We start from the raw sequence: 22907 nt of genomic DNA on the forward strand, positions 1-22907 counted from the left end.
ACCCGCCTTCAGGGAGTGGGGGGCTGGATGCTGGTGCCGGTGCCACGAGACGCCTCGAAAGACCCTGGGAGGAAGCGAGTGCTGTTCACGCTCGTGTTCCTGGGCGGAGGCGGCATCGAGCGCTCGGTGTGCAACGTCCTCGCGGGGCTGGACCCCCGGCGCTTCGCCACCCGGCTGTTCTTCCACCACCGACCTCCACCGGGGCGCGAGGACCGGCTGCCCGCGAACACCGAGGTCTCCTGGGCTACCGACTCCTACGACTACCACCGGCAGAACCTGCCCCTGTACCTGTGGCACCTGTTGCGCCATGCCCGCGAGGCGGACGTCATCGTCGCGGGGCAGGAGGGGCGCGCGGCGCTGTTGGCCTGCCTGGCCGGGAAGCTGCTCGGCAAGCCCGTGGTGGGGATGATCCACTTCGACTGGGGTGCCTTCCACCGCGAGCAGCCGCGCCGCCAGCTGTGGGGCCTGCGGCTGCTCTACCCGCGCATGCAGCGCATCGTCGCGTGTGGCCATGACACGGCGCGCTCCTTCCAGTCCCTGGTCCCCGTGCCCGAGGAGCGGCTGCAGGTCATCCCCAACTTCGTGGACGGGGAGGTGGTGCGCGCCGCCGCGGACGGGCCGGTGCCGGACTGGGCGGGCCCCGTCTTCGAGCGCCCGGTGGTCATCGCCGTGGGCCGGCTGGAGCCCCAGAAGGGCTTCGACGTGCTCATCCGCGCCCATGCCCTGGCGCGCCAGGAGGGCGTGGACCACCACCTGCTCATCCTGGGGGTGGGCTCGCTGGAGGCCGAACTGAAGGCGCTAGCGCGCTCGCTGGGGGTGGAGTCGAGCGTGTTCATGCCGGGCTTCGCGTCCAATCCGCACGCGCTGATGCGCCGCGCGGCGGTGTTCGCGCTGTCCTCCCGGTTCGAGGGGCTGCCCATGGTGCTCCTGGAGGCGCTCGCCCTGGGGTGCCCGGTGGTGAGCACCGACTGCCCGTCCGGCCCCGCGGAGGTGCTGGAGAATGGGCGGCACGGCGTGCTGGTTCCAGTGGAGGACGCCCCGGCGCTGGCCCAGGCGCTGGCCCGAGCCGTCTCGGACGAGGTGCACCGCAAGGACCTGGCCCGGAAGGCCCGGGCCCGCGCGGAGGAGCTGTCCTCGGCCAAGGCGCTGGGGGCCTGGGAGGCGCTCCTGGACTCGCTCTGAAAGGAATCCCTTGCCGGCCCCGGGCGGCTTCACGAGGATTCGCCCCCATCATGACGACGACGAACGAGACGCAGGGCCTGAACTTCCTCCAGGAGATCATCGAGGAAGACCGGCGCACGGGAAAGCACGCGGGACGCGTGCACACCCGCTTCCCGCCCGAGCCCAACGGCTACCTCCACATCGGCCACGCCAAGTCCATCTGCCTCAACTTCGGGCTGGCGAAGCAATACGAGGGGCTGTGCAACCTGCGCTTCGACGACACCAACCCCGTCACCGAGGACACCGACTACGTCGAGGCCATCCAGCGCGACGTGAAGTGGCTCGGCTTCGACTGGGCGGACCGCAAGTTCTACGCCTCCGACTACTTCCCGAAGCTCTACGACTTCGCCGTGCAGCTCATCAAGCAGGGCAAGGCGTACGTGTGCAGCCTGTCGCCGGAGGAGATTCGCGAGTACCGCGGCGACTTCACCACGCCGGGTCGTGACAGCCCGTACCGCACCCGCTCCGTGGAGGAGAACCTGGACCTGTTCTCGCGCATGCGCGGCGGGGAGTTCCCCGACGGCAAGCACACGCTGCGCGCCAAAATCGACATGGCGTCGCCCAACCCCGTGCTGCGCGACCCGCCCATCTACCGCATCCGCCACGCGCACCATCACCGCACCGGCGAGGCGTGGCCCATCTACCCGCTCTACGACTTCGCGCACTGCCTGTCGGACGCGATTGAGGGAATCACGCACTCCGTCTGCACGCTGGAGTTCGAGAACCGGCGGGTGCTGTACGACTGGATCGTCGACAGCCTCATCAAAGGGGACCGGCCGTACCAGTACGAGTTCAACCGGCTGAACCTCAACTACACGGTGATGAGCAAGCGCAAGCTGCTCAAGCTCGTCACGGAGAAGTACGTCTCCGGCTGGGACGACCCGCGGATGATGACCATCAGCGGCCTGCGCCGCCGGGGCTTCACGCCCGCGTCCATCCGCGACTTCGCCACGCGCGCGGGCGTCAGCAAGACGCAGCAGCTCATCGACATGGGCGTGCTGGAGCTGTGCATCCGGGAGGACCTGAACGAGACGGCGCCCCGGGCCATGGCGGTGCTGCGGCCGCTCAAGGTGGTGGTGGAGAACTACCCCGAAGGCCAGGTGGAGATGCTGGAGGTGCAGAACCACCCGCAGAAGCCGGAGATGGGCACGCGCCAGGTGCCGTTCATGCGCGAGCTCTACATCGAGGCGGACGACTTCATGGAGGTCCCCGCCAAGGGCTTCTTCCGGCTGGCGCCGGGCAAGGAGGTGCGCCTGCGCTCGGCGTACTTCATCACCTGCAAGGAGGTCATCAAGGACGCGGACGGCAAGGTGGTGGAGCTGCGCTGCACCTATGACCCGGCCACGCGCGGCGGGGACTCGCCGGATGGCCGCAAGGTGAAGGGCACCCTGCACTGGGTGCCGGGCAACGCGCCCACCGCGGAGGTGCGGCTGTATGACCGGCTCTTCTCCGTGGAGAGCCCGGACTCGGACGACGCGACGGACTTCACCACGTTCCTGAACCCGAACAGCCTGGAGGTGCTGCGCTCGGCGCGCGTCGAGCCGATGCTCGCCGACGCGGCGCCGGAGTCGCGCTTCCAGTTCGAGCGGCTGGGCTACTTCTTCGCGGACCCGAAGGACTCGCAGCCCGGCAAGCCCGTCTTCAACCGCACCGTGTCCCTGAAGGACTCGTGGGTGAAGGAGAAGGGCAAGTAGTCGAGGACACACGCTCAGGGTGTCGCCGGGCCCTTGCCGGGCGGCACCCTGCACGCGGCGTGACCCAGGATGACGTCCCCCTCGACGGTGCTCGTGGGCGTGGGCGTCCAGCCCGCCTGGAGCCGGGCGTCCAGGAGGTCATCGGCGCTGGGGCGACGGTCCCACACGGAGACCGCAATCACACCGCCCAGTCAGGTGGTGTCGAAGACGAGGTAGCCCCCGTCCTTCCAGGGCACCACCACGTCGTGGGTGAACTCGTCCTGGACGACGACCTCGGTCACGTCGCGCGGCGGCGTGCTCGCGAAGCCCCACCGCACCACGTCCTGGAGCAGGGTGAGCGGCCCAAGCTCCCGCTCCAGCGCCGAGCGCTCCTCGGGGGACAACCCAGCCCTGTCGTTCAGCGGGAGCATGACCCCGGCAGTGTAGCCCCGCTCCGGGCGCGGACACACGTGGGGCCCCGCGCGGCCGTCCCCGCCGCCCGTCGGTCCGGGCGGAGGTGGAGGCCGCGAGGGCGGGTGTCACGTGTCAGGGAGGATAGGACACGAGGATGGCGGTGTTCTGATAGCCGCCCTTCGCGCCGACGACCCAGACATACAGCTTGCCGGAGGTGACCTGGGGGATGACGCACTTCTCGGCGTTGGTCTCCTTCATGCCGCGGCAGTCGTACTCGTAATGGTTGGGGATGGCCCCCATGCGCACGTAGAGGTCCGCGTTGCCCGTGCCGCCCAGCAACTGCACGGTGACGCTGCGCGGCTTCCCGTTCGCGCGCGCCGGCACCTGCACGATGTAGCCATGGCTGCCATTGGCGGGGGCGGACAGTCCGCTCACCACCACGTTGGGCTCGAGCGGGAAGAAGCCGCCGTCGAACTTCATCACCAGCGAGGCGTTGGTGTAGGGCGTATAGGTGTTGACCATCGCGTACCACTTGCCGGCGGTGGGCGTGGGGAAGACGCACTCCTCGTTGGCGCCGGAGCGGTAGGGCCGGCAGTCATAGAGGCCCGTCGTGGGGTAGTTGCCCTGGCGGATGTACAGGTCCGGGTCGCCCGTGGTGCCGGACAGGGTGAAGCGCAGGTTGGTGGCGCCCTCGGGCACCTCGGCCCAGCCGTACTCCTTGGCGCCGCTCGCCGTGCCGGAGAGGACGACGGGCACGTTGCGCTCCAGCTCGAAGGGGTCGGTCGGCTCGAACACCACGCCCACGTTCACGGCCTTCCAGGCCGCGGCGACGGAGGCGACGACGGACGCGTCGTAGCCCAGCTGGACGGCGGCCTGCTCGGTGGCGATCCTCGCGGCGTCGAAGGTGGAGTTGGGCATCAGCAGGTCCCGGTTGGCCTTGTAGAAGATGCGGCCCGCCATCTCGATGCCGATGCCCGTCACGGCCGGGCGCGTGGGGAAGCGCGGGTGCGTGCCGCCCTGGGCCAGCAGGTAGAAGGCCAGGTTGGAGATGCCCGAGCTGTAGTGGACGTCCACGCCGTTGCTGTAGTTGTGGTAGTCGTCCAGCGAGTCCCCATCCTGGGTGGGGTTGTTCATGTAGCGCAGCGCATCGCCGGGGACTTCGGGCGTCCACACGTCCTCGCCCACCAGGTAGGTGCCCTCGTTGATGACCTTGCCCTCGCTGTGCCACTCGCAGACGGCGCCGAAGATGTCGGAGATGGACTCGTTGAGGCCGCCGGACTCACCCGAATAGATGAGGTCCGAGTCGACTTCCGTCACCGCGTGCGTCAGCTCGTGGGCGATGACGTCCAGGCCGTAGGCCAGGTTGATGGCGGTGGTGCCGTCACCGTCGCCGAAGACCATCTGCTCGCCGTCCCAGTACGCGTTCACGTAGTTGACGCGGTGGTGGACGGTGGAGTGGAGCGTCGCGCCGAGGTCGTCGTAGGAGTCGCGGTCGAACAGCTCCTTGTAGCAGCGCCAGACGGCGCCCGTGTTGTCGTACGCCGCGTTGACGACGGGGTCCGCGTGCGGTGCTTCTCCCTCCCGGCGCGCCACCGTCCCCGGCAGGTCGTTGGTGTTCTGGCCGTCGTAGACGATGCGGTCGAGCGCGGAGTGGATGTGGTTGAAGCGCTCGAACACCTCGCCGGAGCGGGCGTTGACGAGCACCGACTCCTTCACGGGCGTGCCGTCCTGCTTCGCGCCCGCCACCAGCACCCGCCAGGAGAGGATGAGCTGGTCCTGGTCCCTCCAGTAGACGAGCGCGGGCGCCTTGCGGACGACGAGGCCCGGCACCGAACCCTTGTCCGCCAGGGCGTTGGCCTTCGCCAGGTCCACGCCGATGGGGTCGCTCTGGAGGGCGGCAAGGCCTCCTCGCGCGTTGCCGTTGACGGCGAAGACCTGGCCGTCGCGCGCGTGCAGCCGCAGCTCCGCGCCCAGCACCTCCACGCCGTGGTAGCGCACGCCGAAGCGGTAGTGCGTGTCCCCGTCGGAGCCGACGTAGGCCTTCTTCAAGAAGAGCTGCTCGGTGTCGAGCTTGAAGAGCGGTGCCACCCGGGCGAGCACCGGCGCGAGGGAGTGGGTCTGAAGTCCCTTGAGGGCGAGCTTGCCGGTGGGGACCTCACCGAACCTGCCTCGGAGGAAGGTGGGGACCTGGTCCGGGTCCGCGGAGAGGACTTCATGGCCCTGGGCGAGGGCCGCTGCTGCCTGGGTGGCGGCGTCGTCGTGTAGGTCCTTCGGTGTGTCGGCATCGGTGCAGGCGCTCAGTGTCAGGCTCAACAGCGTGGCACCCAGGACACCGCGTCCCCGTTTCACAAACATGCACTACCCCCCAGCGAGAGATGAAGTCGCCAGCCTGTGCAATCACAACCCGAAGGAGAATTCGGTACCGGCAACCCCATGGCAATCTATCGCGAGGCCCCGGCAGTGCCCTCTCCCTCCCCGTCGGAGTTTGCTTGTCCTGAACACCTCCCTCCGCGACAGCGTCCGTTGCCTGATGTTGGTCGCTCGCGGTGTCCGGAGGACCTGGGAACGCGTGTTCCATCACCCGCTCGTCTGGGACTCCAGGACAGGGTCCGCCATGTCTGGGATTCTCAGGGAATGAAAGGACGCGAAGCTGCTACGGTGCGCGTCATGCGACGAGGATGTGGGTGGAGGCTGGTGTCATGAGCGCGCGGCGGGAGGTTCGCGCGGACTTCGACCGGGGCTCCATCGTGATGTATCAGGCCTATCCGGACGCCATCGCGGACGTGGCGGTGGCGACGCAGCGCTTCGGGCCGCCGTTCTCCGTGGGGCGGATGACCTGGATCAAGCCCAGCTTCCTGTGGCTGATGCACCGCTCCAACTGGGGGCGCAAGAGCGGGCAGGAGCGGACCCTGGCGGTGCGCATCCACCGCGCGGGGTGGGAGGCGGCGCTGGCGGTGGGCGTGCTCACCGCGTACGAGCCCGGCGCCCACGGCTCACCGGAGGCCTGGAGGAAGGCCTTCGAGGTGGCGCCCGTCCACGTCCAGTGGGACCCGGAGCGCTCGTTGCGTGGCGCGGGGCTGCCGCACGACAGCATCCAGGTGGGGCTGGGGCGCGCCATCATCCAGCGCTACGTGGAGGACTGGGTGGTCTCCATCACCGACGTGACGCCGCTGGTGCACAAGCTGCGCAAGCACCTGGACGAGGGGCGCGCGGAGCAGGCCACCCGGCTGTTGCCCCGCGAGGCCGTCTATCCGGTGCCGCGGGAGCTGGTGCGCCGACTGGGGATGTGAACGGCGGGCAGCGTCCGCTGTACGCTCGGGGCACCTTCCCTGGCTGGGGGAGGGGCCGTTCAACTGGAGCTGGGGGTCTGACGATGGGAATCACGATGTCCCCGCGGGAGTACGCCACCGCGTTCCGTCTGCTCGCATCCACCGCGCGCCATCCGGAGAACATCGCGCGGCTCGTCGAGGAGCGCTTGTCTGCGCGCATGTCCCAGGCGCCGTCGCTCCTGGACGTGGGCGCGGGCTCCGGCAAGGTGGCCCAGGCGCTGGCGACGCGCTTCGGCTCGCTCACGTTGCTCGAACCCAACCCGGAGCAGGTGGCGCAGCTGCGGCTGGAGAAGGCGAAGGTGCTCATCGAGCCCTTCGAGCGGTTCGATTCGTCCGAGCGCTTCGACCTGGTCCTGTGCTCCCACGTCCTGTACCACGTGCCGCCCTCGGACTGGCCGGGCTTCATCGACCGGCTCCTGTCGTTCGTGCGTCCCGGAGGCCACGCCCTCATCATCATGGCGGCGGGGCGCGGGCCCACGTTCGAGCTGTGCCGCGACTTCGCCGACACGCTGAACTTCGGGCAGCTGCTCCTGGACACCCTGGGGCGCATGTCGCTCTCGCACGAGGTCCTCCCGGCGATGAGCGGCTTCACCGCGCGCACCTTCGAGGAGATGTTCACCCTCTGCCGCTTCTTCGTGCTGGAGGGGTGCTTCACGGCCGAGCAGCTCGCGGCGATGGGGCCGGAGGCGTCGCGGGAGATGGACCGGAAGCTGCGCCTGCACGCGGAGGCCTGCCTGCGTCCGGACGGCACCTACCAGCTGGAGCAGGACGAGGACATGGTGCTCATCCCGAGGCCGTGACTCAGCGGCTGGGGCCCATCGCCTCGCGGTTGAGCGAGCCGCACTCGGCGATGCGCTGGACGCGCAGCTGGGCGAGGCGCGCCAGGGGGGCCGCCGTCTGGGGCCCCTCCAGCAGCTCCACCGCGCGGGCTATCGCGTCCAGGGTGGACATGCCCGCAGGGTGGCTCGGCTCGCGCAGGTGGAGCATTCCCGGGGGCGGCGGCGGCAGCACGAGCCGGGGGAGCAGGCGCAGCGTGGGGAGCCGCTGGCTCATCCGCCGCGCCTGGGACCAGCTGCCATCCAGCACCACCACCTGCCGGGGCGGCGGGGTGTCCTCGGGGAGCTCGGGCCCGTCCGGGAAGAGCAGCCACGTGCCGGGCTCGGCGAACAGGGAGCTGTCCAGGACGTCGGCGGGCGAGCCGTGGGTGAGCAGGGTGGCGTTGGTGAGGGCGAGCGCGGCCACCCGGCCGGTGTTGCTCTTCTTGCGGATCTCCAGCGCGTGCTGCACCAGGAGGAACCGCGTGCGCGTCTGCACGCGGGGAATCTCCGCGCACAGACACAGGTGCGACGGGAGATAGCAGCGGTCACATCGGGGGCGGAGGGCAACGCGCGAAGACATCCTCCGACATCCTGTTCCGTGGCCCCCCGGAAGAGAAGCGTTGTTTCGCCCCGTCGGGAGGTGGGGCCCGGCCCGCTCCCCCAGTGTGATTGATACAGGCCGGAGGGCTCAGCCCAGCAGCCGCTCCCCCAGGAGGAACCCCACCGTCATGGCCACCACGAGCAGGGCGCCCTGGATCTTCGGGGGGGCGGGCAGGGGGATGTCGAGCAGCCGGCATCCCGCGCCGATGAGCAGCGCCAGGGCGACGCCGACGAGGGCCAGGGTCATGACCTGCTCTCCTGGGTCTCCCCGGTGGGCCCACCGCAGTGGATGTGATTGCGCGACGGGCGCGAGGCGAGCAGCCGGTCCGTGAGCGTGTAGCCCGTCGTCATGGTGACGACGAGCAGCGCGCCGACGAGCGCCGGCGGCGCGGGCACGGGCACCCCCAGCCAGCGACAGCCGAAGCCGATGCCCAGGCCCAGCAGCAGTCCCACACACAGTTTCCAGTTCACGCGTCGTTCTCCAAGGGGGTGCGGCGGGGGACCATCGGCGCGGCGCCGACGTAGTGATGGACCACGGGGGGATGCGCGCCCTGGTGCAGCGCGCGCAGCTGCTCCTGCAGCGCCTTCTCCTCGCGGGTGACGCGCTCGTGCTGGCGCAGGTGCTCCATCCAGGAGCCGAGCACGAAGTACTCGAGGAACCGCCCGGGCTCCGCCGTGTCCTCCATGACGCCCCACTGCACCGCGCCGTCGCGCCGTCGCGTGTCGCCCAGCTGGTGCACCAGGGGGAGGAACGCCGCGCGACCCGTGGGGGCGACGCGGTACTCCACCGTCACGAGGACCGGGCCCTGGTCCTTCTCGACGTCCTCGGAGACCTGGGGCGTGGGCCAGTGGGCGGACGGCGCGGTGTCGCGAGCCATGGCCTGGCCCAGGCGGAAGCGCAGCGAGAAGAAACCCGCGAGCACCGCCGCGCCCGCCGCCACCGTCAGCGACACGGGCACGCCGAAGCGCTGGGCCACCGAGCCCCACACCAGGCCGCCGCCGGCCATTCCCGCGGAGAACACCACGATGTAGAGCGACAGCGCGCGGGCGCGAACCCAGGTGGGCACCGACAGGTGCGTGGCCGTCTGGAGCGAGGACAGCACGCTGATCCACGCCAGCCCGTTGGCCACCATGGCCACGCCCAAGACCGGCAGGCTGCGCACGAAGGCCACCGTCACCATGGTGAGCGCGTAGAGCAGCGTCGCCCCCAGCACCCACCGGTCCACGCCCCACCGCGCCCGCATGCGGGGCAGCACGACGGCGCCCGCCACCGCGCCCGCGCCGATGCACGTGAGCAAGAGCCCGTACGTGCCCGCGCCCGCGCCCAGCTCCTTGCGCACGACGATGGCGAGCTGCGCGGGCAGCGCGCTGGCGAAGGCGTAGAAGCAGGCCGACTTGAGCAGCACCGAGCGCAAGTCTCCCGAGCGCGCCGCGTACCGCAGCCCTCCGCGCAGCGCGGTGCCGAAGGGCTCCGACGGGAGCGTGGACTCCGCCTTCGCCCGCCGCCAGGACACGAGCGCCAGCAGCACGCCCAGATAGGAGACGGCGTCGATGGAGAAGGCCCACCCCACGCCGAAGCGCGCGACGATGAGCCCACCGAGCGCGGGGCCCACCGAGCGCGCGATGTTCATCCCGATGGAGCTCAGCGCCACGGCGGGCGCGAGCAGGGGCCTGGGGACCAGCTCCGCGGTGGTGGCCGCCTGCGCCGGCATGGCCATGGCCGCGCCCATGCCCAGGGCGAACGTCAGCCCCAGCAGCGTCCACTCCGTCATCTCCCCCACCATGGAGGCCCACGCGAGCAGCGTGGCCATGACCAGCATCCACACCTGGATGGTGATGAGGTAGCGCCGCCGGTCGACGATGTCCGCCAGCGTGCCCGCCACCAGCGCGAACACGACGACGGGCATCGTGGTGGCCGACTGCACCGCGGCCACCATCAGCGGCGAGCCGGTGCGCTCCGACATGAACCACGCCGCGGCCACGTCGTGCACCCAGGTGCCGATGTGGCTGGCCAGCACCGCGAGCCACAGCGTGCGGAACGTGGCATGACGCAGGGGCGCCAGGGCCCCCACCTCCTGGGCCACGGGGGCGGGGCTCACCGCGACGTTCGCTTCAGAAGGCATAGCAGAGGCACCCCAGCGCTCCCCAGAAGCCCGTCGCGTCGGAGGTGGGCACCTCGTGGCGCGACGCGTGTGTCCTCCCGTGGCCGTGCACGGCGCAGGCGTCGCCGTGGGCGTGTGACGCGTTGGCGAGGGCCTCGCGGGCCTGGGCCAGCGTGCCGCCCTGGTAGCCGCCGAAGCGATTCACCGGGGACCAGTCCGGCATGGGCCGGGGCAGCTCGGGCGCCAGCGGCTCGAAGTCTCCCGTGCCGTGCACCACCCGGCCGCCCACCACCGTGAGCACGCTGGTGATGTGCTGGATGGACTCCTCGGGCACCTGGAAGTAGTCCGAGGACAGCACGGTGAAGTCCGCGAGGTAGCCCCGCTTGAGCAGTCCCTTCTTCTCCTGCTCGTGGGAGAACCACGCGCTGCCGTGCGTCCACAGGCGCAGGGCCTCCTCGCGTTCGAGCAGGTTGTCCTCGCCGTACATGGACAGGCCGCCCAGCGTGCGGCCCGTGACGAGCCAGTACAGCGCCACCCAGGGGTTGTAGCTGGCCACGCGCGTGGCGTCCGTGCCCGCGCCCACCGGCACGCCCGATTCCAGCATCTTCCGGACGGGCGGCGTGCGGCGCAGGGCGTCCTGGCCGTAGCGCTCCTGGAAGTACTCGCCCTGGTAGACCATGCGGTGCTGCACGGCGATGCCGCCGCTGAGCGCGCGCACCCGCTCGAGGTTGCGCTCGGAGATGGTCTCCGCGTGGTCGATGAACCAGTGCAGGCCGTCCAGCGGCACCTCGCGGTTCACCTTCTCGTAGACGTCCAGCACCCGGCTGATGCTCTCGTCGTAGGTGGCGTGGATGCGGAAGGGCCAGCGCTTGCTGGCGAGCAGGTGGACGACGGACCCCAGCTCACCCTCCATGCCCGCGGGCAGCTCCGGGCGGGGCACGCGGAAGTCCTCGAAGTCCGCCGCGGAGAACACCAGCATCTCGCCCGCGCCGTTGTGGCGCATCATGTCGTCGCCCTGCCGGGGCGAGAGCATGCGGGTCCAGCGCTCGAAGTCCGCCTGCTCGGAGCCCTTCTTCTGGGTGAAGAGGTTGTACGCGATGCGCACCGTCAGCTCGCCGTCGGCGTGCAGCTTCTGGATGATGTCGTAGTCCTCCGGGTAGTTCTGGAAGCCGCCGCCCGCGTCGATGACGGAGGTGACGCCCAGCCGGTTGAGCTCGCGCATGAAGTGGCGCGTGGAGTTGAGCTGGTACTCCGGCGGCAGCTTGGGGCCCAGCGCGAGCGTGGCATAGAGGATGAGGGCGTTCGGGCTGGCCAGCAGCAGGCCGGTGGGGTTGCCGCGCGCGTCGCGCTCGATGCGGCCCCCGGGCGGCTCGGGCGTGTCCTTGCCGTAGCCCACCGCGCGCAGGGCGGCGCCGTTGAGCAGGGCCCGGTCATACAGGTGGAGGATGAAGACCGGTGTCTCGGGCGCCGCGGCGTTGAGCTCGGCGAGCGTGGGCAGGCGCTTCTCGACGAACTGGTGCTCGCTGAAGCCGCCCACCACGCGGACCCACTGGGGCGCGGGCGTGCGGGCCGCCTGCTCGCGCAGCATCGCCATGGCGTCCGCCAGCGAGCGCACGCCGTCCCACCGCAGCTCCAGGTTGTAGTTGAGCCCGCCGCGAATCAGGTGGATGTGGCTGTCATTGAGGCCGGGGATGAGCCTGCGCCCGCCCGCGTCGATGACCCGGGTGGAGGCTGTCGCGAGCGCCATGATGTCTTGCTCGTCTCCCACGGCCTCCACGACGCCGTCGGTGACGGCCAGGGCTTGGGCCTGGGGGAGGTCCCGGTCCAGGGTGGTGACGCGGGCGTTGCGGACAATCAGGTCGGCCATGAGGGGAGCTCGTGCTGAGGGGGAGGCGGGACGACGGCCCGGCGGAGCGCTCGAGAGGGGGCTTCGAGTCCGCCGCCGGGGTACGAAGGGGGCACGGCGGACGTCAGTGACCGCCGCCCTCGGAGGCGTTGAACATGCTCTTGGCGTACTGCACGCCCAGGCCGTAGCCGCCGCCGTGGGCGACCGCGACGCCCGTGGTCATGGCGTAGGTGGCGCCGCGCGCCCAGTCGCGCTGGAGCTCCAGCAGGTACTGGAGGCTGGTCATGGGGATGGCGCCGGCCTGCACCATGCGCTGCACGGCGCGCTCGTGGGCCTCCTGGGACACGTCACCGCTGGCGTCGGTGATGACATACACCTGGAAGCCCTGGTCGATGGCGGACAGCACCGGGCCGACGATGCACACGCCCGTCCAGAGGCCGGCGAACACGACGCGCGCCTTGTCGAAGCGGTTGACCTGCTCGGTGACGTTCGGGTCCTCCCAGCAGTTCATGGTGGTGCGGTCGATGACCTTCGCCTCGGGGAAGACCTCCTTGATTTCGGGGAACAGGGGGCCGGAGAAGCTCTTCTCCGCGACGGTGGTGAGCAGCGTGGGGACGCGGAATCCCGCGGCGGCCTTGCAGACGAGCGCGGTGTTGTTGCGCAGCAGCGGCAGCTCGATGCTGTGGGTGGCGAAGGCCATCTGGGACTGGTGGTCCACCAGGATGAGCGCGTGGTTGTCCGGGGTGAGCAGGCTCTTGCCGGGCGTGGGGGAGGCGTTGGGCATGGGGCGTCTCGCGGGGCTTCGGGGGTGTCAGGGAATTGATTTCAGTCATTGTCATGAAACACGGGGAGGCCCGTGTCGGCATCACCCGAATGGGGGATGCGCCGTTTCGATGGGCAGCCTCGCGGATGTGAGTCTTTTCACGGGGCGACGACGGGGGTACCTTGCGACGCATGACTTCGAAGGACGCGAACATCCGCATCCTGGTGGTCGACGACCATCCGATGTTGCGTGAAGGGCTCTGCGGGATGATTGCCGGTCAGCCGGACATGACGCTCGTGGCGGAGGCGGAGACGGGCGAGCAGGCGCTGCGGGCGTACCGGGCGCACACGCCGGACATCACGCTGATGGACGTGCAGATGCCGGGGATGAACGGCATCGATGCCATCACGGCCATCCGCGCGGAGTTCCCCGCGGCGCGCATCATCGTGCTGACGACGTACAAGGGAGATGCGCAGGCGCTGCGCGCCATCAAGGCGGGGGCGTCCGGCTACCTGCTCAAGAGCATGCTGCGCAAGGAGCTGGTGGAGACCATCCGCAGCGTGCATGCCGGCCGTCGCCGCATCGCCGCGGACATCGCGTCGGAGCTGGCGGAGCACGTGGCGGATGACGAGCTGACGGCGCGCGAGCGGGAGGTGCTGATCCGCGTGGCCGCGGGCAACGCGAACAAGGAGGTCGCCGCGCAGATGGGCATCTCCGAGGAGACCGTGAAGACGCACATGAAGAACGTGCTGACGAAGCTCTCCGCGCGGGACCGGACGCACGCCGTGGTGGTGGCGATGCGCCGGGGCATCATCGACCTGTGAGGTGAGCCGGGCTCAGGGCTTGGTGGCCTCGCGGGTCATCTCCACCATGGTGGGGCGCCAGCCCAGGCGGGCGAACATGCGCTGGGCGGCCTCGTTCTTCGCGGCCGTGTGCAGCACGACGCGCGGCACGCCCAGGGCGGTGAGCCGACGCATCAGCTCCTCGGCGAGCTGGGCGCCCACGCCCGCCTTGCGCGCCTTGTCGTCCACCCAGAGGTCATGGAAGCCTCCGGAGCGGTCCAGCAGGGCGTTCCAGTCCACGGGCTCGACGCGGCCGTAGGCGTAGCCCACGACCTCGCCATCCATCTCCGCGACGATGACGACGGCGTCCGGCTTCTTCGCTTCGCGTCCCAGCCACCAGCGGTAACCGGCCTCGACGTCGTCGGGCATCATGAAGCGCTGGTTGTCGAAGTCGTGGTGGAGCTGGGCGAGCGCCGCGCCCATGCGGCCCAGGGCGGGTTCATCCGAGGGCTGTGCGGGACGGAGGGTGATGGTCATGCGGGGCTCCTCTGCGGGCCGCGCAAGAGGCGCGGGGCGGCGAGCCTCACACAGGCCCGAGGCGCGTGCACCCCTCGCGTCATCTCTGTGGGGTGGTGGACGGGGGCGATGTCCACCGCGTCCATTGTCTGGAAGGACAATGACAGATGCTGCCCTGACGCGGTTGGTGCGTCCATTGTCGGAAGGGACAAGGCTGTTGTCTGGTTTGTGGGGTGGGGATTCGTCGGGATTCGCTTGTTCTTGGGAGTTGGTGTTAGTGATTGTGCCGGTGCGGATGCCGCGTCGGCGCTGGGGAGGCCGAGGATATTCGACGCCGGAGGTGGGTGACATGCGCGGAATGGCTTCGTGTCTGCTGGGGCTCATGATGCTCCTGGGGAGTCCGTCGTGGGCCGAGCCGCGAGGCGAGGTGGACCGCGCCCAGGAGGAACTCCTGCCCCTGGCGGTGGTGACCTGTCCCGTGGGGGCCTTTCGGACCACGTTCACGCCGCCGCTGCGGGAGACCCCTCAAGATGTACGCATCCAGGGGGAGGGAGGATTCAGCAACTGTTACACGCTCCTGGGTGAGCGGGTGACATCGTCGGTGAGTGCCACGGACTTCGTCAGGCCGAACTACGACTGTTTTGACCTGCTGGAGATCCTCCCGGTGACGATTCAGCTCACCTGGAACACGGGAGAGGTCTCGACGTTCCGTCTGACGCAGGTGACGGCGCGGGCGGATGGGCCCCTGCTGGTGCTGGTTCAGACGGGGACGGTGCTGTCGGGGAAGTTCGAGGGAGCCACGGTGGTCATGAACGTCACCTTCACCTCCACGGACCTCGATGCGTGCCGCAGTCCCGAGGGGCTCCGTGGCATGAGCGCCACCCAGACGCTCGTGATGACCCGGGTGCTCTGAGTCGCCGGGCGGAGGCAGCACGTCCATCGTTCGAAGGGACGATGCTGTCTGTCGGGATTGCCGCCGGCGATTGCCTGGTGGAGCAATGGCTGTCTGTTCGTAGCGCGGTGAGATGAGTGTGTCTTGTGTCCTGTTGTTAGGCGCTGTTCCTGATTGCGTCGATGCGGATGGAACCGGAGAGCCCTGGGACCTCTGTCATCGGAGGGGTGTGTGACATGCGTGAGATTGCTTCGTGCCTGATGATTTCGCTGTTGCTCGTGAGTGGCCAGGTGTCCGCGGAGCCGAGCGTTGAGGGAGGGGCTTCGTCGCGTGAGGTCTTGACGCTGGCGGTGGTGACGTGTCCGGTGGGCGGCGTCCAGATTCGCTACAACCCGCCGTTGCGGGACACCCCGCAGGATGTCCGTATCCAGGGTGAGGGGGTGTTCAGCAACTGCGTCACGGTGCTGGGAGAGCGCGTGACGTCCGGGACGACTGGGACGGACGGCGTCCGGCAGGGCTACAGCTGTGCGGACCTGCTGGGCATCGTGCCGGTGCCGGCGGGGCAGCTCGTCTGGAACACGGGGGAGGTCTCGACGTTCCGGCTGACGCAGATTTCGGCGCGCGTGGACGGACCGTTGCTCGTGGTGGTGCAGTCGGGGACGGTGCTGTCGGGGAAGTTCGAGGGCGCGCAGGCCGTCAACACCATCGCCTTCGCCGCCACGGACCTGGATGCGTGCCGTTCCCCCGAGGGGCTTCCCAGGATGAGCGGCAACCAGACCCTGGTGCTCACGAAGGTGCTGTAAAGCACTCCGTTTCACGCACCTGGACCTGGGGTGGAGCTGGGCGAACGCCGCGCCCATGAGGCCAGGGCGGGATCGTCGGAGGGCCGTGTGGGGACGGAGGGGGCCGGTCACGCGAGGCTCCTCCGCAGGCCGCGCGAGGGTGCGGGGCGGCGAGCCTCACACGGGCGCGAGGTGCGTGCACGGCGCTCGTCACCACTGCGGAGCGGCGGACTGGGACGCGGGCCTTGTCCTGGGTTCGTCGGTGCGTCGTCATGATGAGGACGGGATGTCCCGACACCGTCCATTGTCTGTCGGGACACGCGCGATGTCTGTTTTGTGCGCGCGAGCGTGGGCGGCGTCGCGCGTGCTTGATGTCTGGTGTCATGGGCGTCTGGCGCGAAAGGCCTTGACCCGAAGAGAGCGCAACTGGCGCTATGAGGTGGGGGACATGCGTGGACTTGCTTCATGGCTGTGGGTGCTGGCGATGCTTGGCAGTGGTCCGGCGTTCGGCGCGTCGGGCGAAGGAGTCCTTCCCGCGTTGACGTTGTTGACGTGTCCGTTGGGGACGACGGTCAGCGAGTACTCTCCGTCCTTGAAAAACGAACCCCAAGACGTGACGGTCCGTGGGGCGGGGGAACTCAGAGGATGCATCGGATTGCTGGGGGCCCAGGTTTCTTCGGCGAGCAACCGGACGGAGACGTTCCGTCCTGGGTACAGCTGTCTGGATTTGCTGGCCATTGTCCCGGTCCTCGCGCGCCTGACCTGGAACACAGGGGAGATCTCCGAAATCGCGCAGACCCAGGTGACAGTGCGCACCGAGGGGCTCTCGCTCGTCTTCGTGCAGATGGGGACGGTCCGGTCCGGGAAGTTCGAAGGGGCGACGGTCGTCCGGACGTTCTCCTATCTCTCGACGGACTTGGAGGCCTGTTCGTCCGCCGAAGGGTTGGCTCGACTGGAGGGAACCCAGACGCTCGTCCTGACGGGGCTGCTGTGAGCGCCGTCGGCAAGTTGGCTCACGATGCTGAGAAGGAGACGTGACATGCGCGGAATGGCTTCATGTCTGATGGGATGGATGATGCTCGCGGGCAGTCCTTCGTCGGCGGAGCCGCGAGGCGAGGTGGACCGCGACCGGGAGGAACTGCTGCCCCTGGCGGTGGTGACCTGTCCCGTGGGAGCGTTCCAGACCACGTATACCCCGCCGCTGCGGGACACTCCTCAGGACGTACGCATCCAGGGGGCGGGAGGGTTCAGCAACTGCTACACGCTGCTGGGTGAGGACGTCAGGTCGACGTCGAGCGCGGCGGACTTCGTCAAGAGGGGCGCCTCTTGTTCGGATCTGTTGGAGATCGTCCCTGTGACGAATCAGCTCACCTGGAACACGGGAGAGGTCTCGACGTTCCGACTGACGCAGGGGGCGGTGCGAGCCGATGGGCCTCTGTTCGTGTTGGTTCAGACGGGGACGGTGCTGTCGGGGAAGTTCGAGGGGGCCACGGTGGTCATGAACGTCACCTTCACCTCCACCGACCTCGATGCGTGCCGCAGTCCCGAAGGGCTCCGTGGCATGAGCGCCACCCAGACGCTCGTGCTGACCCGGGTGCTCTGAGTCGCCGGGCGGAGGCAGCACGTCCATCGTTCGAAGGGACGATGCTGTCTGTCAAGAACACCGCGGCCTGTCGCCTGGTGAAGCAATGGCTGTCTGTTCGTGGCGCGGTGAGATGAGTGTGTCTTGTGTCCTGTTGTTAGGCGCTGTTCCTGATTGCGTCGATGCGGATGGGACCGGGAAGCCCTGGGACCTCTGTCATCGGAAAGGGGTGTGTGACATGCGTGAGATTGCTTCGTGCCTGATGATGTCGCTGTTGCTCGTGAGTGGCCAGGTGTCCGCGGAGCCGAGCGTTGAGGGAGGGGCCTCGCCGCGTGAGGTCCTGACGCTGGCGGTGGTGACGTGTCCGGTGGGCGGTATCCAGATCCGCTACACCCCGCCGCTGCGGGACTTCCCTCAGGATGTCCGTACCAATGGTGAGAGTGTGTTCAGCAACTGCGTCACGGTGCTGGGAGAGCGCGTGACGTCCGGGACGTCCGGGACGGACGGCATCCGGCAGGGCTATAGCTGCGCGGACCTGCTGGGCATCCTACCGGTGCCGGCGGGGCAGGTCGTCTGGAACACGGGCGAGGTCTCGACGTTCCGACTGACGCAGATTTCGGCGCGCGTGGACGGACCGTTGCTCGTGGTGGTGCAGTCGGGGACGGTGCTGTCGGGGAAGTTCGAGGGCGCGCAGGCCGTCAACACCGTCACCTTCGCCTCCACGGACCTGGATGCGTGTCGTTCCCCTGAGGGCCTTCCCAGGATGAGCGGCAACCAGACCCTGGTGCTTACGAAGGTGCTGTAGGTCTCTTGGGGGACGAAGCGCCGGTGGCCCCGCGTCCCGCCCTGTGACCAAAAGGTCCGTGAGTCAGGCGGAGAGCTGCCTGCCCTTGTTGCGCCGACGCTCGCGGGCGTCGGCGCTGATCATGTCCACCATGCTCGTCCCCGCGACGCCGGCGACGGCGAGGCCGCCGAACATCACGACGTAGCTGGACACGCCCGCGCCACCGCATTCGACGCACGCGATGGCCGGGTCGTCCGGCGCGTAGTGGACAGCCATCTTCGTGCCGGAGGCATACCGGCGCGTCAGCCGCTGCGCGTCCGGCAGCGCGCCCGTGTCGTTGCCTCCGAAGGAGACGGTGTCGGACGTGTAGTGGCTGCCGCCCACCGTGTACTCGTAGCGCACCTCGGGGTGGAAGCGGGTGTTGCGCCGGTCGTGCATCGTCTGCACGGACGAGGAGACGACGGTGCCCTCGGTGGTGGGCCACTGCTCGCTCGCATGCGCGCGGTACAGCAGGCGTCCGCCTCCGTAGGCCAGCATCACGCCGAACAGCAGCATCAACCCCGTCATCAATCCCTTCATCATCTCGGCCTGTCCTCGCGCTGGCCCGGGGAGGCCCCAGGGCTCACGGTTCGCTTCCTGCAGTGCAGAAGCCGCGCCAGCATCTCTCCTCGGGGCCATCATCCGGCGATGGGGCAATTCGCCCCGCGTGGGGCGGTTCGCCCCATGCCCGTTCGCTTGGGGCTCCCCGGAACGCGTCAACGGGGGCAGACTGTGAGGACCATGCCCTCCCTCGACACCGAGCTGGAAACCGCCCGTCGAATCGCCCGTGAAGCAGGCGCCGTGCTGCTCCAGGTCTACGCCACACCCTTCGCGGTGGAGGACAAGGCGGGCGGGCAGGGGCCCGTCACGGAGGCGGACACCCGCGCCAATGCGCTCATCGTGGACGCGCTGCACCGGGCCTTCCCGAAGGACGGCGTGGTGGCGGAGGAGTCGGAGAACGACGCGGTGGCGACCCGCTTCGAGCGGTGCTGGTTCGTGGACCCGCTCGATGGCACCCAGGAGTTCGTCCATCGCAACGGTGAGTTCGCCATCCACATCGGTCTGGCCATCGGCGGCGAGGCGCGGCTGGGCGTCGTCTACCGGCCGGTGGGCGACAAGCTCTACTCGGGCGTGGTGGGGGAGGGCGGCTTCGTGGAGGAGGCGGGCGCGCGCCGGGCCCTGCGGGTGTCGGACGTGGCGGAGCCCTCGGCGCTGCGCCTGGTGGTGTCACGCTCGCATCGCTCGAAGCTGACGAACCAGGTGGTGGCGCGGCTGGGAATCACCCGCGAGCAGGAGTCCGGCTCGGTGGGCATCAAGTGCGGCCTGCTCGCGGAGTCCGTCGCGGACCTCTACCTGCACGTCAGCTCCAAGAGCTACCGCTGGGACAACTGCGCGCCGGAGGCGGTGCTGCGCTCCGCGGGCGGAATCCTCACGGACCTGGGCGGCACGCCGTATCGCTACAACACCGCGGAGTTGCAGAACCTGCGCGGCCTGTTGGCCTGCAACGCCGCGGCCTTCCCCCACGTGCAGCCGGTGGTCACCCGCTTCGCTCGCGAGGCGGGGCTGCTCGACTGAGCAGGCGGACCTGTTCGAGGGGACATCCTCGGGCGGACAGCCCTTCACCGTGTCGGCACCTCGCGGAACGTGAGCCCCTCGAGCCCGAGGTGACTCACGGCGTCCTTGAATCGTTCGGTGCCGATGACCATCGTCGCGAGGTTGCCGAGCCGGAACAGGTCCACCTCGGTCGGCAATGAGGCTGCGTCCAGAATCGGGTCATCGGGGCGCTTCAGTCCCATTCGACCGCAGGTCTTGCACGGCCCCGGATGGTCTGGCGGCATGCAGTCTCGATGCAGGTGCCCCTGGAGTGGGATTTCAAGCTCCAGAAGCGCTGGGGCCTGCTTCTGACGGAACCGCAGCTCGGTAGGGAATCCACGAAGGCCGTTCACCGCCTGCTCCTGAAGGCGTTGAAAGGGCTCGTTCTGAATCATCAGGGCGGTTGCCGACCACGCGAAGTCCGGGACCTTCCCAGTCACCCGACCGACGAGTGGTCCGAACTCAGTCCCTGGGGGGAGCTGTGTCTCGGGCGGCACGAGCGGGCGGACGAGGTCGCGCAGCCGCATGAACTCTTCGTAGGGCTCGGGTCGAGCCTCCTCGAAGGACTCGCTCTCCGCCAGTCGCGACAAGTCGACACTGGGCAGGTGGTGCCCCGCGCTACTCCAGGTGACCGCGCAGGCGGGGCATGTCCGCAGGCCCGGCAGTCCCCACTTGTGGGACGCGTCCACCAGCCCACCTCGCTGGGCCGCCGCGACGCGGTCTTCGTCCACCCAGAAAAATCGCCGCATTCACCCTCACGTCCCTGGCCGCGAATAGTACGATTGGATGGGGCCACCCAGTAGCTGGAAGCGATAGATGAGCTCACCCGCGTGCCTGAAAATCGCCTCCGGCGACGCTTCGCCATTGTCCCGTTGGAACTGTCGCCAGGCTTCGTTCCACTCTCCGCCGCGATTGCCTCCACTGTGGATCCTCCGATGAACCTCATAGGGAATCGGCAGCGTGTAGCTGTGGATCTTGACGCCCTGGCGCCTGAACCATCTCGCGAGCCCTTCCTCCTGGGGGAAGATGTGGTGCTTCTCCCATCGCCCAGGCGGGAGTCGGTGCGATGGCGGAACGACCTGCTCCGCGCCATTCCAGTTGGGGAACGTCATGATGGGTTCGCCCGGCAGCCTCTGGGCATCTCCCCAATTCCGACGAGGCCCACTTCCCGGAGCTGCTGCCGCGGCGGGTGGACGGGACGGTGGGAACCGCGCCGGCTCAATCACTCCCTCGAAGCGGTCCTCGCAGCGATAGAAGCCGCAGCGATCGCCGAGACACAACAGCGTGACGCACTGGTCCTCGTGCGGCGCTTCGCACTCGAGCTCCGCGGACTCCCATGCCTCCTGCATGGGAGGTGGCGGTGTCGCGGCACAGGCCATCCACGCCAATGCGAGAATCGATAGACACCAAGAGCGCCAGTTCCGACAGACAACTGTTTGCATGAAGACCCCCGCGCCAGCATTGGCCAATCAGGGAATATCCATCAAGAACCTGATGCGTCGAGGACCCGGCGGACCTTGCCGTCAGGCTTCCTCCGCCGCGTGGCGGAGCTGCGCGAAGAGTCTGGCCAGGTCTGGAAGCTGGTAGTGGGCGTTGAGCCCGCTGGGATTCGGCAGCACCCACAGGCGCGTGGCGCCGAGCGTCTCCGGCTGGAGCCCGAGCTTCGCCTTGGGCCTCGCGAAGGCCGTGCGGTACGCCCCCACGCCCAGCACCGCGAGGACCCGCGGCCGATGGCGACGGACCTTGGCCTCCAGGGACTTCGCGCCTGCCCTCAGCTCCGAGTCGTCGAGCTGGTCCGCCGTCGCCGTGGCCCGGTCGACCACGTTGGTGATGCCCAACCCGAACCCCAACAGCGCCCCCTGCTCCGAGGGCGACAACTGCCGGGGCGTGAAGCCCGACTGGTGCATCGTCGGCCAGAAGCGATTGCCCGGGCGCGCGAAGTGGTACCCCACCACCACCGAGTACAGGCTGGGATTGATGCCGCAGAACAGCACGCGCAACAGCGGGCCGATGAGGTCCGGCATGGTGTGGCCCATGGCGGCATCGAGCTCCTCGCGCGTGGGTCGCCGTGATGCGGGCATGGGGCGCTTCTCGCACCCCTGGCGGGCCATGACAACGCTTCGCTGGCGCCCGGCGCGTCCGCTGGGGCACTCTGTCGCGATGCGTCCCCGTGGGGACGTCCCCTTCTGATTGCTGGAGACCCCGCACATGGCTCACATCGTGACGCTGACGCTCAACCCCGCCATCGACGTCGCGACGTCCGTGCCGGAAGTCACGCCGGAGCACAAGCTGCGCTGCGGCTCGGTGCGCAGGGACCCGGGCGGCGGCGGCATCAACGTGGCCCGCGTGGTGCGCGAGCTCGGCGGTGAGTCCATCGCCGTCTACACCCGCGGCGGCGCCACGGGGCTGCTGCTCGAGGAGCTGCTGGAGGAGAAGGGCCTCCTTCGTCGCTCCATCCCCGTGGAGGGCTCCACCCGCGAGAGCTTCACCGTCGCCGAGGGCAACAGCGCCCGCGAGTACCGCTTCATCCTCCCTGGCCCCGTTCTCACCGAGCGCGAATGGCAGCGCTGCCTGGACGCGGTGGGTGAGGTGTCCCAGGGCGCCGCCTTCATCGTCGCCAGCGGCAGCCTGCCCCAGGGCGTCCCCGAGGACTTCTACGCGCGCGTCGCGCGACTCGCCAAGAAGCTGGGCGTGCGCTGCGTGGTGGACACCAGCGGCAAGGCGCTCGCCGCCGCCCTGGAGGAGGGCGTGTTCCTCGCCAAACCCAACCGCCGCGAGCTGCGGGAGCTGACGGGCATGCAGGTGGAGGACCTGGACGCCCAGGCCTCGGCCGCCCGGGAGCTGGTCGCCCGGGGCCGCGCGGAGGTGCTCGCCGTGTCCATGGGCGCCGATGGCGCGCTGCTCACCACCCGCGACGTCCAGCTCCGCGCCTCGCCGCCTCCGGTGGAGACCCACAGCTCCGTCGGAGCCGGGGACAGCTTCGTGGCCGGGGTGACCCTGGCGCTCGCCCGGGGACAGTCCCTGGAGGAGGCCCTGCGCTGGGGCATCGCCTCCGGCACCGCGGCGCTCCTGTCCCAGGGGACCGACCTGTGCGCCCGGGCCGACGTCGAGCGTTTGTTCACGCTGGTGAAGGCGCTGCCCGTGGCGCGTTCGTAACCCGGGTGGGCCTTG

Annotated in this window: 26 protein-coding genes; 12 read left to right on the plus strand and 14 right to left on the minus strand. The window is 69.3% G+C overall.

What is annotated here, in order from left to right; genetic code table 11:
• The first annotated feature begins 78 nt into the window (after positions 1-78).
• Together AC6JA9_RS14630 and AC6JA9_RS14635 are read left to right on the plus strand one after the other, a co-directional pair.
• Entirely contained in the window at positions 79-1182 is a 1104-nt protein-coding gene (locus AC6JA9_RS14630) for a glycosyltransferase (RefSeq protein ID WP_473567095.1), read from the plus strand.
• Positions 1183-1232: 50 nt separating this feature from the next.
• The gene (locus AC6JA9_RS14635; RefSeq protein WP_141327090.1) at positions 1233-2915 is read left to right on the plus strand and encodes a glutamine--tRNA ligase/YqeY domain fusion protein; all 1683 of its coding nucleotides are present in this window, start codon (positions 1233-1235) and stop codon (positions 2913-2915) included.
• 14 nt (positions 2916-2929) lie between these two features.
• On the opposite strand, the gene AC6JA9_RS14640 is transcribed toward AC6JA9_RS14635, so the two are convergent.
• From AC6JA9_RS14640 to AC6JA9_RS14650, 3 genes are all read right to left on the minus strand, one after another.
• Positions 2930-3097, minus strand: a complete 168-nt coding sequence (locus tag AC6JA9_RS14640; RefSeq protein ID WP_223746511.1) for a hypothetical protein — start codon at positions 3095-3097, stop codon at positions 2930-2932.
• A 9-nt stretch (positions 3098-3106) separates the two neighbouring features.
• Complete coding sequence (locus tag AC6JA9_RS14645) at positions 3107-3325, minus strand: hypothetical protein (protein WP_497959972.1); 219 nt, start codon at positions 3323-3325, stop codon at positions 3107-3109.
• A 115-nt stretch (positions 3326-3440) separates the two neighbouring features.
• Positions 3441-5621 (minus strand): M4 family metallopeptidase, encoded by a 2181-nt coding sequence (locus tag AC6JA9_RS14650; RefSeq protein ID WP_497959973.1) that lies wholly within the window; start codon positions 5619-5621, stop codon positions 3441-3443.
• A 386-nt stretch (positions 5622-6007) separates the two neighbouring features.
• Between AC6JA9_RS14650 and AC6JA9_RS14655 the strand changes: the two genes are divergently transcribed.
• Both AC6JA9_RS14655 and AC6JA9_RS14660 read left to right on the plus strand, forming a co-directional pair.
• Complete coding sequence (locus AC6JA9_RS14655) at positions 6008-6598, plus strand: DUF4291 domain-containing protein (protein ID WP_223783146.1); 591 nt, start codon at positions 6008-6010, stop codon at positions 6596-6598.
• Positions 6599-6693: 95 nt separating this feature from the next.
• Positions 6694-7437 carry a class I SAM-dependent methyltransferase gene (locus AC6JA9_RS14660; protein WP_267696898.1) on the plus strand — a complete coding sequence of 248 codons (744 nt, stop codon included), beginning with the start codon at positions 6694-6696 and terminating at the stop codon, positions 7435-7437.
• A 1-nt stretch (position 7438) separates the two neighbouring features.
• On the opposite strand, the gene AC6JA9_RS14665 is transcribed toward AC6JA9_RS14660, so the two are convergent.
• From AC6JA9_RS14665 to AC6JA9_RS14690, 6 genes are all read right to left on the minus strand, one after another.
• A complete protein-coding gene (locus AC6JA9_RS14665; protein ID WP_141327100.1) occupies positions 7439-8035 on the minus strand; it encodes a tRNA-uridine aminocarboxypropyltransferase in 597 nt (198 codons plus the stop codon).
• A gap of 108 nt (positions 8036-8143) precedes the next feature.
• Positions 8144-8302 (minus strand): XapX domain-containing protein, encoded by a 159-nt coding sequence (locus tag AC6JA9_RS14670; protein ID WP_497959974.1) that lies wholly within the window; start codon positions 8300-8302, stop codon positions 8144-8146.
• Complete coding sequence (locus AC6JA9_RS14675) at positions 8299-8526, minus strand: DUF1427 family protein (protein ID WP_046712631.1); 228 nt, start codon at positions 8524-8526, stop codon at positions 8299-8301. The genes AC6JA9_RS14670 and AC6JA9_RS14675 overlap by 4 nt, the downstream gene beginning before the upstream one ends.
• Positions 8523-10178: an MFS transporter gene (locus AC6JA9_RS14680; protein WP_223783143.1), complete on the minus strand. Its 1656-nt coding sequence runs from the start codon at positions 10176-10178 to the stop codon at positions 8523-8525. Before AC6JA9_RS14680 ends, AC6JA9_RS14675 begins: the two co-directional genes overlap by 4 nt.
• On the minus strand, positions 10168-12024 hold the full coding sequence (locus AC6JA9_RS14685) for an amidohydrolase (protein WP_497959976.1): 1857 nt from the start codon (positions 12022-12024) through the stop codon (positions 10168-10170). Before AC6JA9_RS14685 ends, AC6JA9_RS14680 begins: the two co-directional genes overlap by 11 nt.
• 103 nt (positions 12025-12127) lie before the next feature.
• Positions 12128-12787, minus strand: a complete 660-nt coding sequence (locus tag AC6JA9_RS14690) for a hydrolase (protein ID WP_223746517.1) — start codon at positions 12785-12787, stop codon at positions 12128-12130.
• A gap of 170 nt (positions 12788-12957) precedes the next feature.
• On the opposite strand from AC6JA9_RS14690, the gene AC6JA9_RS14695 reads away from it, so the two are divergent.
• Positions 12958-13590, plus strand: a complete 633-nt coding sequence (locus AC6JA9_RS14695; RefSeq protein ID WP_223746518.1) for a response regulator — start codon at positions 12958-12960, stop codon at positions 13588-13590.
• 12 nt (positions 13591-13602) lie between these two features.
• Here the strand turns inward: AC6JA9_RS14695 and AC6JA9_RS14700 are convergent, their stop codons facing one another.
• A complete protein-coding gene (locus AC6JA9_RS14700; protein WP_497959978.1) occupies positions 13603-14085 on the minus strand; it encodes a GNAT family N-acetyltransferase in 483 nt (160 codons plus the stop codon).
• Positions 14086-14413: 328 nt separating this feature from the next.
• Here AC6JA9_RS14700 and AC6JA9_RS14705 point away from each other — a divergent pair, with 328 nt between their 5' ends.
• The 5 genes from AC6JA9_RS14705 (at position 14414) to AC6JA9_RS14725 (ending at position 18125) form a co-directional block, all read left to right on the plus strand.
• Positions 14414-14977, plus strand: a complete 564-nt coding sequence (locus AC6JA9_RS14705) for a hypothetical protein (protein ID WP_223746520.1) — start codon at positions 14414-14416, stop codon at positions 14975-14977.
• Positions 14978-15192: 215 nt separating this feature from the next.
• The gene (locus tag AC6JA9_RS14710; RefSeq protein WP_497959979.1) at positions 15193-15759 is read left to right on the plus strand and encodes a hypothetical protein; all 567 of its coding nucleotides are present in this window, start codon (positions 15193-15195) and stop codon (positions 15757-15759) included.
• 427 nt (positions 15760-16186) lie between these two features.
• The gene (locus AC6JA9_RS14715; RefSeq protein ID WP_473567083.1) at positions 16187-16732 is read left to right on the plus strand and encodes a hypothetical protein; all 546 of its coding nucleotides are present in this window, start codon (positions 16187-16189) and stop codon (positions 16730-16732) included.
• A gap of 45 nt (positions 16733-16777) precedes the next feature.
• Positions 16778-17341 carry a hypothetical protein gene (locus tag AC6JA9_RS14720; RefSeq protein WP_223746523.1) on the plus strand — a complete coding sequence of 188 codons (564 nt, stop codon included), beginning with the start codon at positions 16778-16780 and terminating at the stop codon, positions 17339-17341.
• Between the two features lie 217 nt (positions 17342-17558).
• Positions 17559-18125 carry a hypothetical protein gene (locus AC6JA9_RS14725; protein ID WP_223746524.1) on the plus strand — a complete coding sequence of 189 codons (567 nt, stop codon included), beginning with the start codon at positions 17559-17561 and terminating at the stop codon, positions 18123-18125.
• Between the two features lie 63 nt (positions 18126-18188).
• Here AC6JA9_RS14725 and AC6JA9_RS14730 read toward each other — a convergent pair whose 3' ends face one another.
• Positions 18189-18686 (minus strand): DUF3592 domain-containing protein, encoded by a 498-nt coding sequence (locus tag AC6JA9_RS14730; protein WP_223746525.1) that lies wholly within the window; start codon positions 18684-18686, stop codon positions 18189-18191.
• A gap of 198 nt (positions 18687-18884) precedes the next feature.
• Between AC6JA9_RS14730 and AC6JA9_RS14735 the strand changes: the two genes are divergently transcribed.
• The gene (locus AC6JA9_RS14735; RefSeq protein ID WP_473567080.1) at positions 18885-19718 is read left to right on the plus strand and encodes a 3'(2'),5'-bisphosphate nucleotidase CysQ family protein; all 834 of its coding nucleotides are present in this window, start codon (positions 18885-18887) and stop codon (positions 19716-19718) included.
• 44 nt (positions 19719-19762) lie between these two features.
• On the opposite strand, the gene sitI6 is transcribed toward AC6JA9_RS14735, so the two are convergent.
• From sitI6 to mug, 3 genes are all read right to left on the minus strand, one after another.
• On the minus strand, positions 19763-20485 hold the full coding sequence (sitI6, locus tag AC6JA9_RS14740; RefSeq protein ID WP_223746527.1) for a SitI6 family double-CXXCG motif immunity protein: 723 nt from the start codon (positions 20483-20485) through the stop codon (positions 19763-19765).
• Between the two features lie 6 nt (positions 20486-20491).
• Positions 20492-21178 carry a SitA6 family polymorphic toxin lipoprotein gene (gene sitA6, locus AC6JA9_RS14745; protein WP_223783177.1) on the minus strand — a complete coding sequence of 229 codons (687 nt, stop codon included), beginning with the start codon at positions 21176-21178 and terminating at the stop codon, positions 20492-20494.
• Positions 21179-21259: 81 nt separating this feature from the next.
• Complete coding sequence (gene mug / locus AC6JA9_RS14750; protein WP_497959980.1) at positions 21260-21817, minus strand: G/U mismatch-specific DNA glycosylase; 558 nt, start codon at positions 21815-21817, stop codon at positions 21260-21262.
• A 127-nt stretch (positions 21818-21944) separates the two neighbouring features.
• Here mug and AC6JA9_RS14755 point away from each other — a divergent pair, with 127 nt between their 5' ends.
• A complete protein-coding gene (locus tag AC6JA9_RS14755; protein WP_223746528.1) occupies positions 21945-22892 on the plus strand; it encodes a 1-phosphofructokinase family hexose kinase in 948 nt (315 codons plus the stop codon).
• The last annotated feature ends 15 nt before the right edge of the window (positions 22893-22907 follow it).

The sequence above is a fragment of the Myxococcus sp. MH1 genome, assembly GCF_059738865.1.

Excerpts from the sequence above, each read along its gene's own strand:
- AC6JA9_RS14635 (WP_141327090.1), top strand. The coding sequence starts at position 1,233 with ATGACGACGACGAACGAGACGCAGGGCCTGAACTTCCTCCAGGAGATC.
- AC6JA9_RS14645 (WP_497959972.1), bottom strand. The coding sequence starts at position 3,325 with ATGCTCCCGCTGAACGACAGGGCTGGGTTGTCCCCCGAGGAGCGCTCG.
- AC6JA9_RS14655 (WP_223783146.1), top strand. The coding sequence starts at position 6,008 with ATGAGCGCGCGGCGGGAGGTTCGCGCGGACTTCGACCGGGGCTCCATC.
- AC6JA9_RS14660 (WP_267696898.1), top strand. The coding sequence starts at position 6,694 with ATGTCCCCGCGGGAGTACGCCACCGCGTTCCGTCTGCTCGCATCCACC.
- AC6JA9_RS14665 (WP_141327100.1), bottom strand. The coding sequence starts at position 8,035 with ATGTCTTCGCGCGTTGCCCTCCGCCCCCGATGTGACCGCTGCTATCTC.
- AC6JA9_RS14670 (WP_497959974.1), bottom strand. The coding sequence starts at position 8,302 with ATGACCCTGGCCCTCGTCGGCGTCGCCCTGGCGCTGCTCATCGGCGCG.
- AC6JA9_RS14680 (WP_223783143.1), bottom strand. The coding sequence starts at position 10,178 with ATGCCTTCTGAAGCGAACGTCGCGGTGAGCCCCGCCCCCGTGGCCCAG.
- AC6JA9_RS14685 (WP_497959976.1), bottom strand. The coding sequence starts at position 12,024 with ATGGCCGACCTGATTGTCCGCAACGCCCGCGTCACCACCCTGGACCGG.
- AC6JA9_RS14690 (WP_223746517.1), bottom strand. The coding sequence starts at position 12,787 with ATGCCCAACGCCTCCCCCACGCCCGGCAAGAGCCTGCTCACCCCGGAC.
- AC6JA9_RS14695 (WP_223746518.1), top strand. The coding sequence starts at position 12,958 with ATGACTTCGAAGGACGCGAACATCCGCATCCTGGTGGTCGACGACCAT.
- AC6JA9_RS14700 (WP_497959978.1), bottom strand. The coding sequence starts at position 14,085 with ATGACCATCACCCTCCGTCCCGCACAGCCCTCGGATGAACCCGCCCTG.
- AC6JA9_RS14705 (WP_223746520.1), top strand. The coding sequence starts at position 14,414 with ATGCGCGGAATGGCTTCGTGTCTGCTGGGGCTCATGATGCTCCTGGGG.
- AC6JA9_RS14710 (WP_497959979.1), top strand. The coding sequence starts at position 15,193 with ATGCGTGAGATTGCTTCGTGCCTGATGATTTCGCTGTTGCTCGTGAGT.
- AC6JA9_RS14715 (WP_473567083.1), top strand. The coding sequence starts at position 16,187 with ATGCGTGGACTTGCTTCATGGCTGTGGGTGCTGGCGATGCTTGGCAGT.
- AC6JA9_RS14720 (WP_223746523.1), top strand. The coding sequence starts at position 16,778 with ATGCGCGGAATGGCTTCATGTCTGATGGGATGGATGATGCTCGCGGGC.
- AC6JA9_RS14725 (WP_223746524.1), top strand. The coding sequence starts at position 17,559 with ATGCGTGAGATTGCTTCGTGCCTGATGATGTCGCTGTTGCTCGTGAGT.
- AC6JA9_RS14730 (WP_223746525.1), bottom strand. The coding sequence starts at position 18,686 with ATGATGAAGGGATTGATGACGGGGTTGATGCTGCTGTTCGGCGTGATG.
- AC6JA9_RS14735 (WP_473567080.1), top strand. The coding sequence starts at position 18,885 with ATGCCCTCCCTCGACACCGAGCTGGAAACCGCCCGTCGAATCGCCCGT.
- sitI6 (WP_223746527.1), bottom strand. The coding sequence starts at position 20,485 with ATGCGGCGATTTTTCTGGGTGGACGAAGACCGCGTCGCGGCGGCCCAG.
- sitA6 (WP_223783177.1), bottom strand. The coding sequence starts at position 21,178 with ATGCAAACAGTTGTCTGTCGGAACTGGCGCTCTTGGTGTCTATCGATT.
- mug (WP_497959980.1), bottom strand. The coding sequence starts at position 21,817 with ATGCCCGCATCACGGCGACCCACGCGCGAGGAGCTCGATGCCGCCATG.
- AC6JA9_RS14755 (WP_223746528.1), top strand. The coding sequence starts at position 21,945 with ATGGCTCACATCGTGACGCTGACGCTCAACCCCGCCATCGACGTCGCG.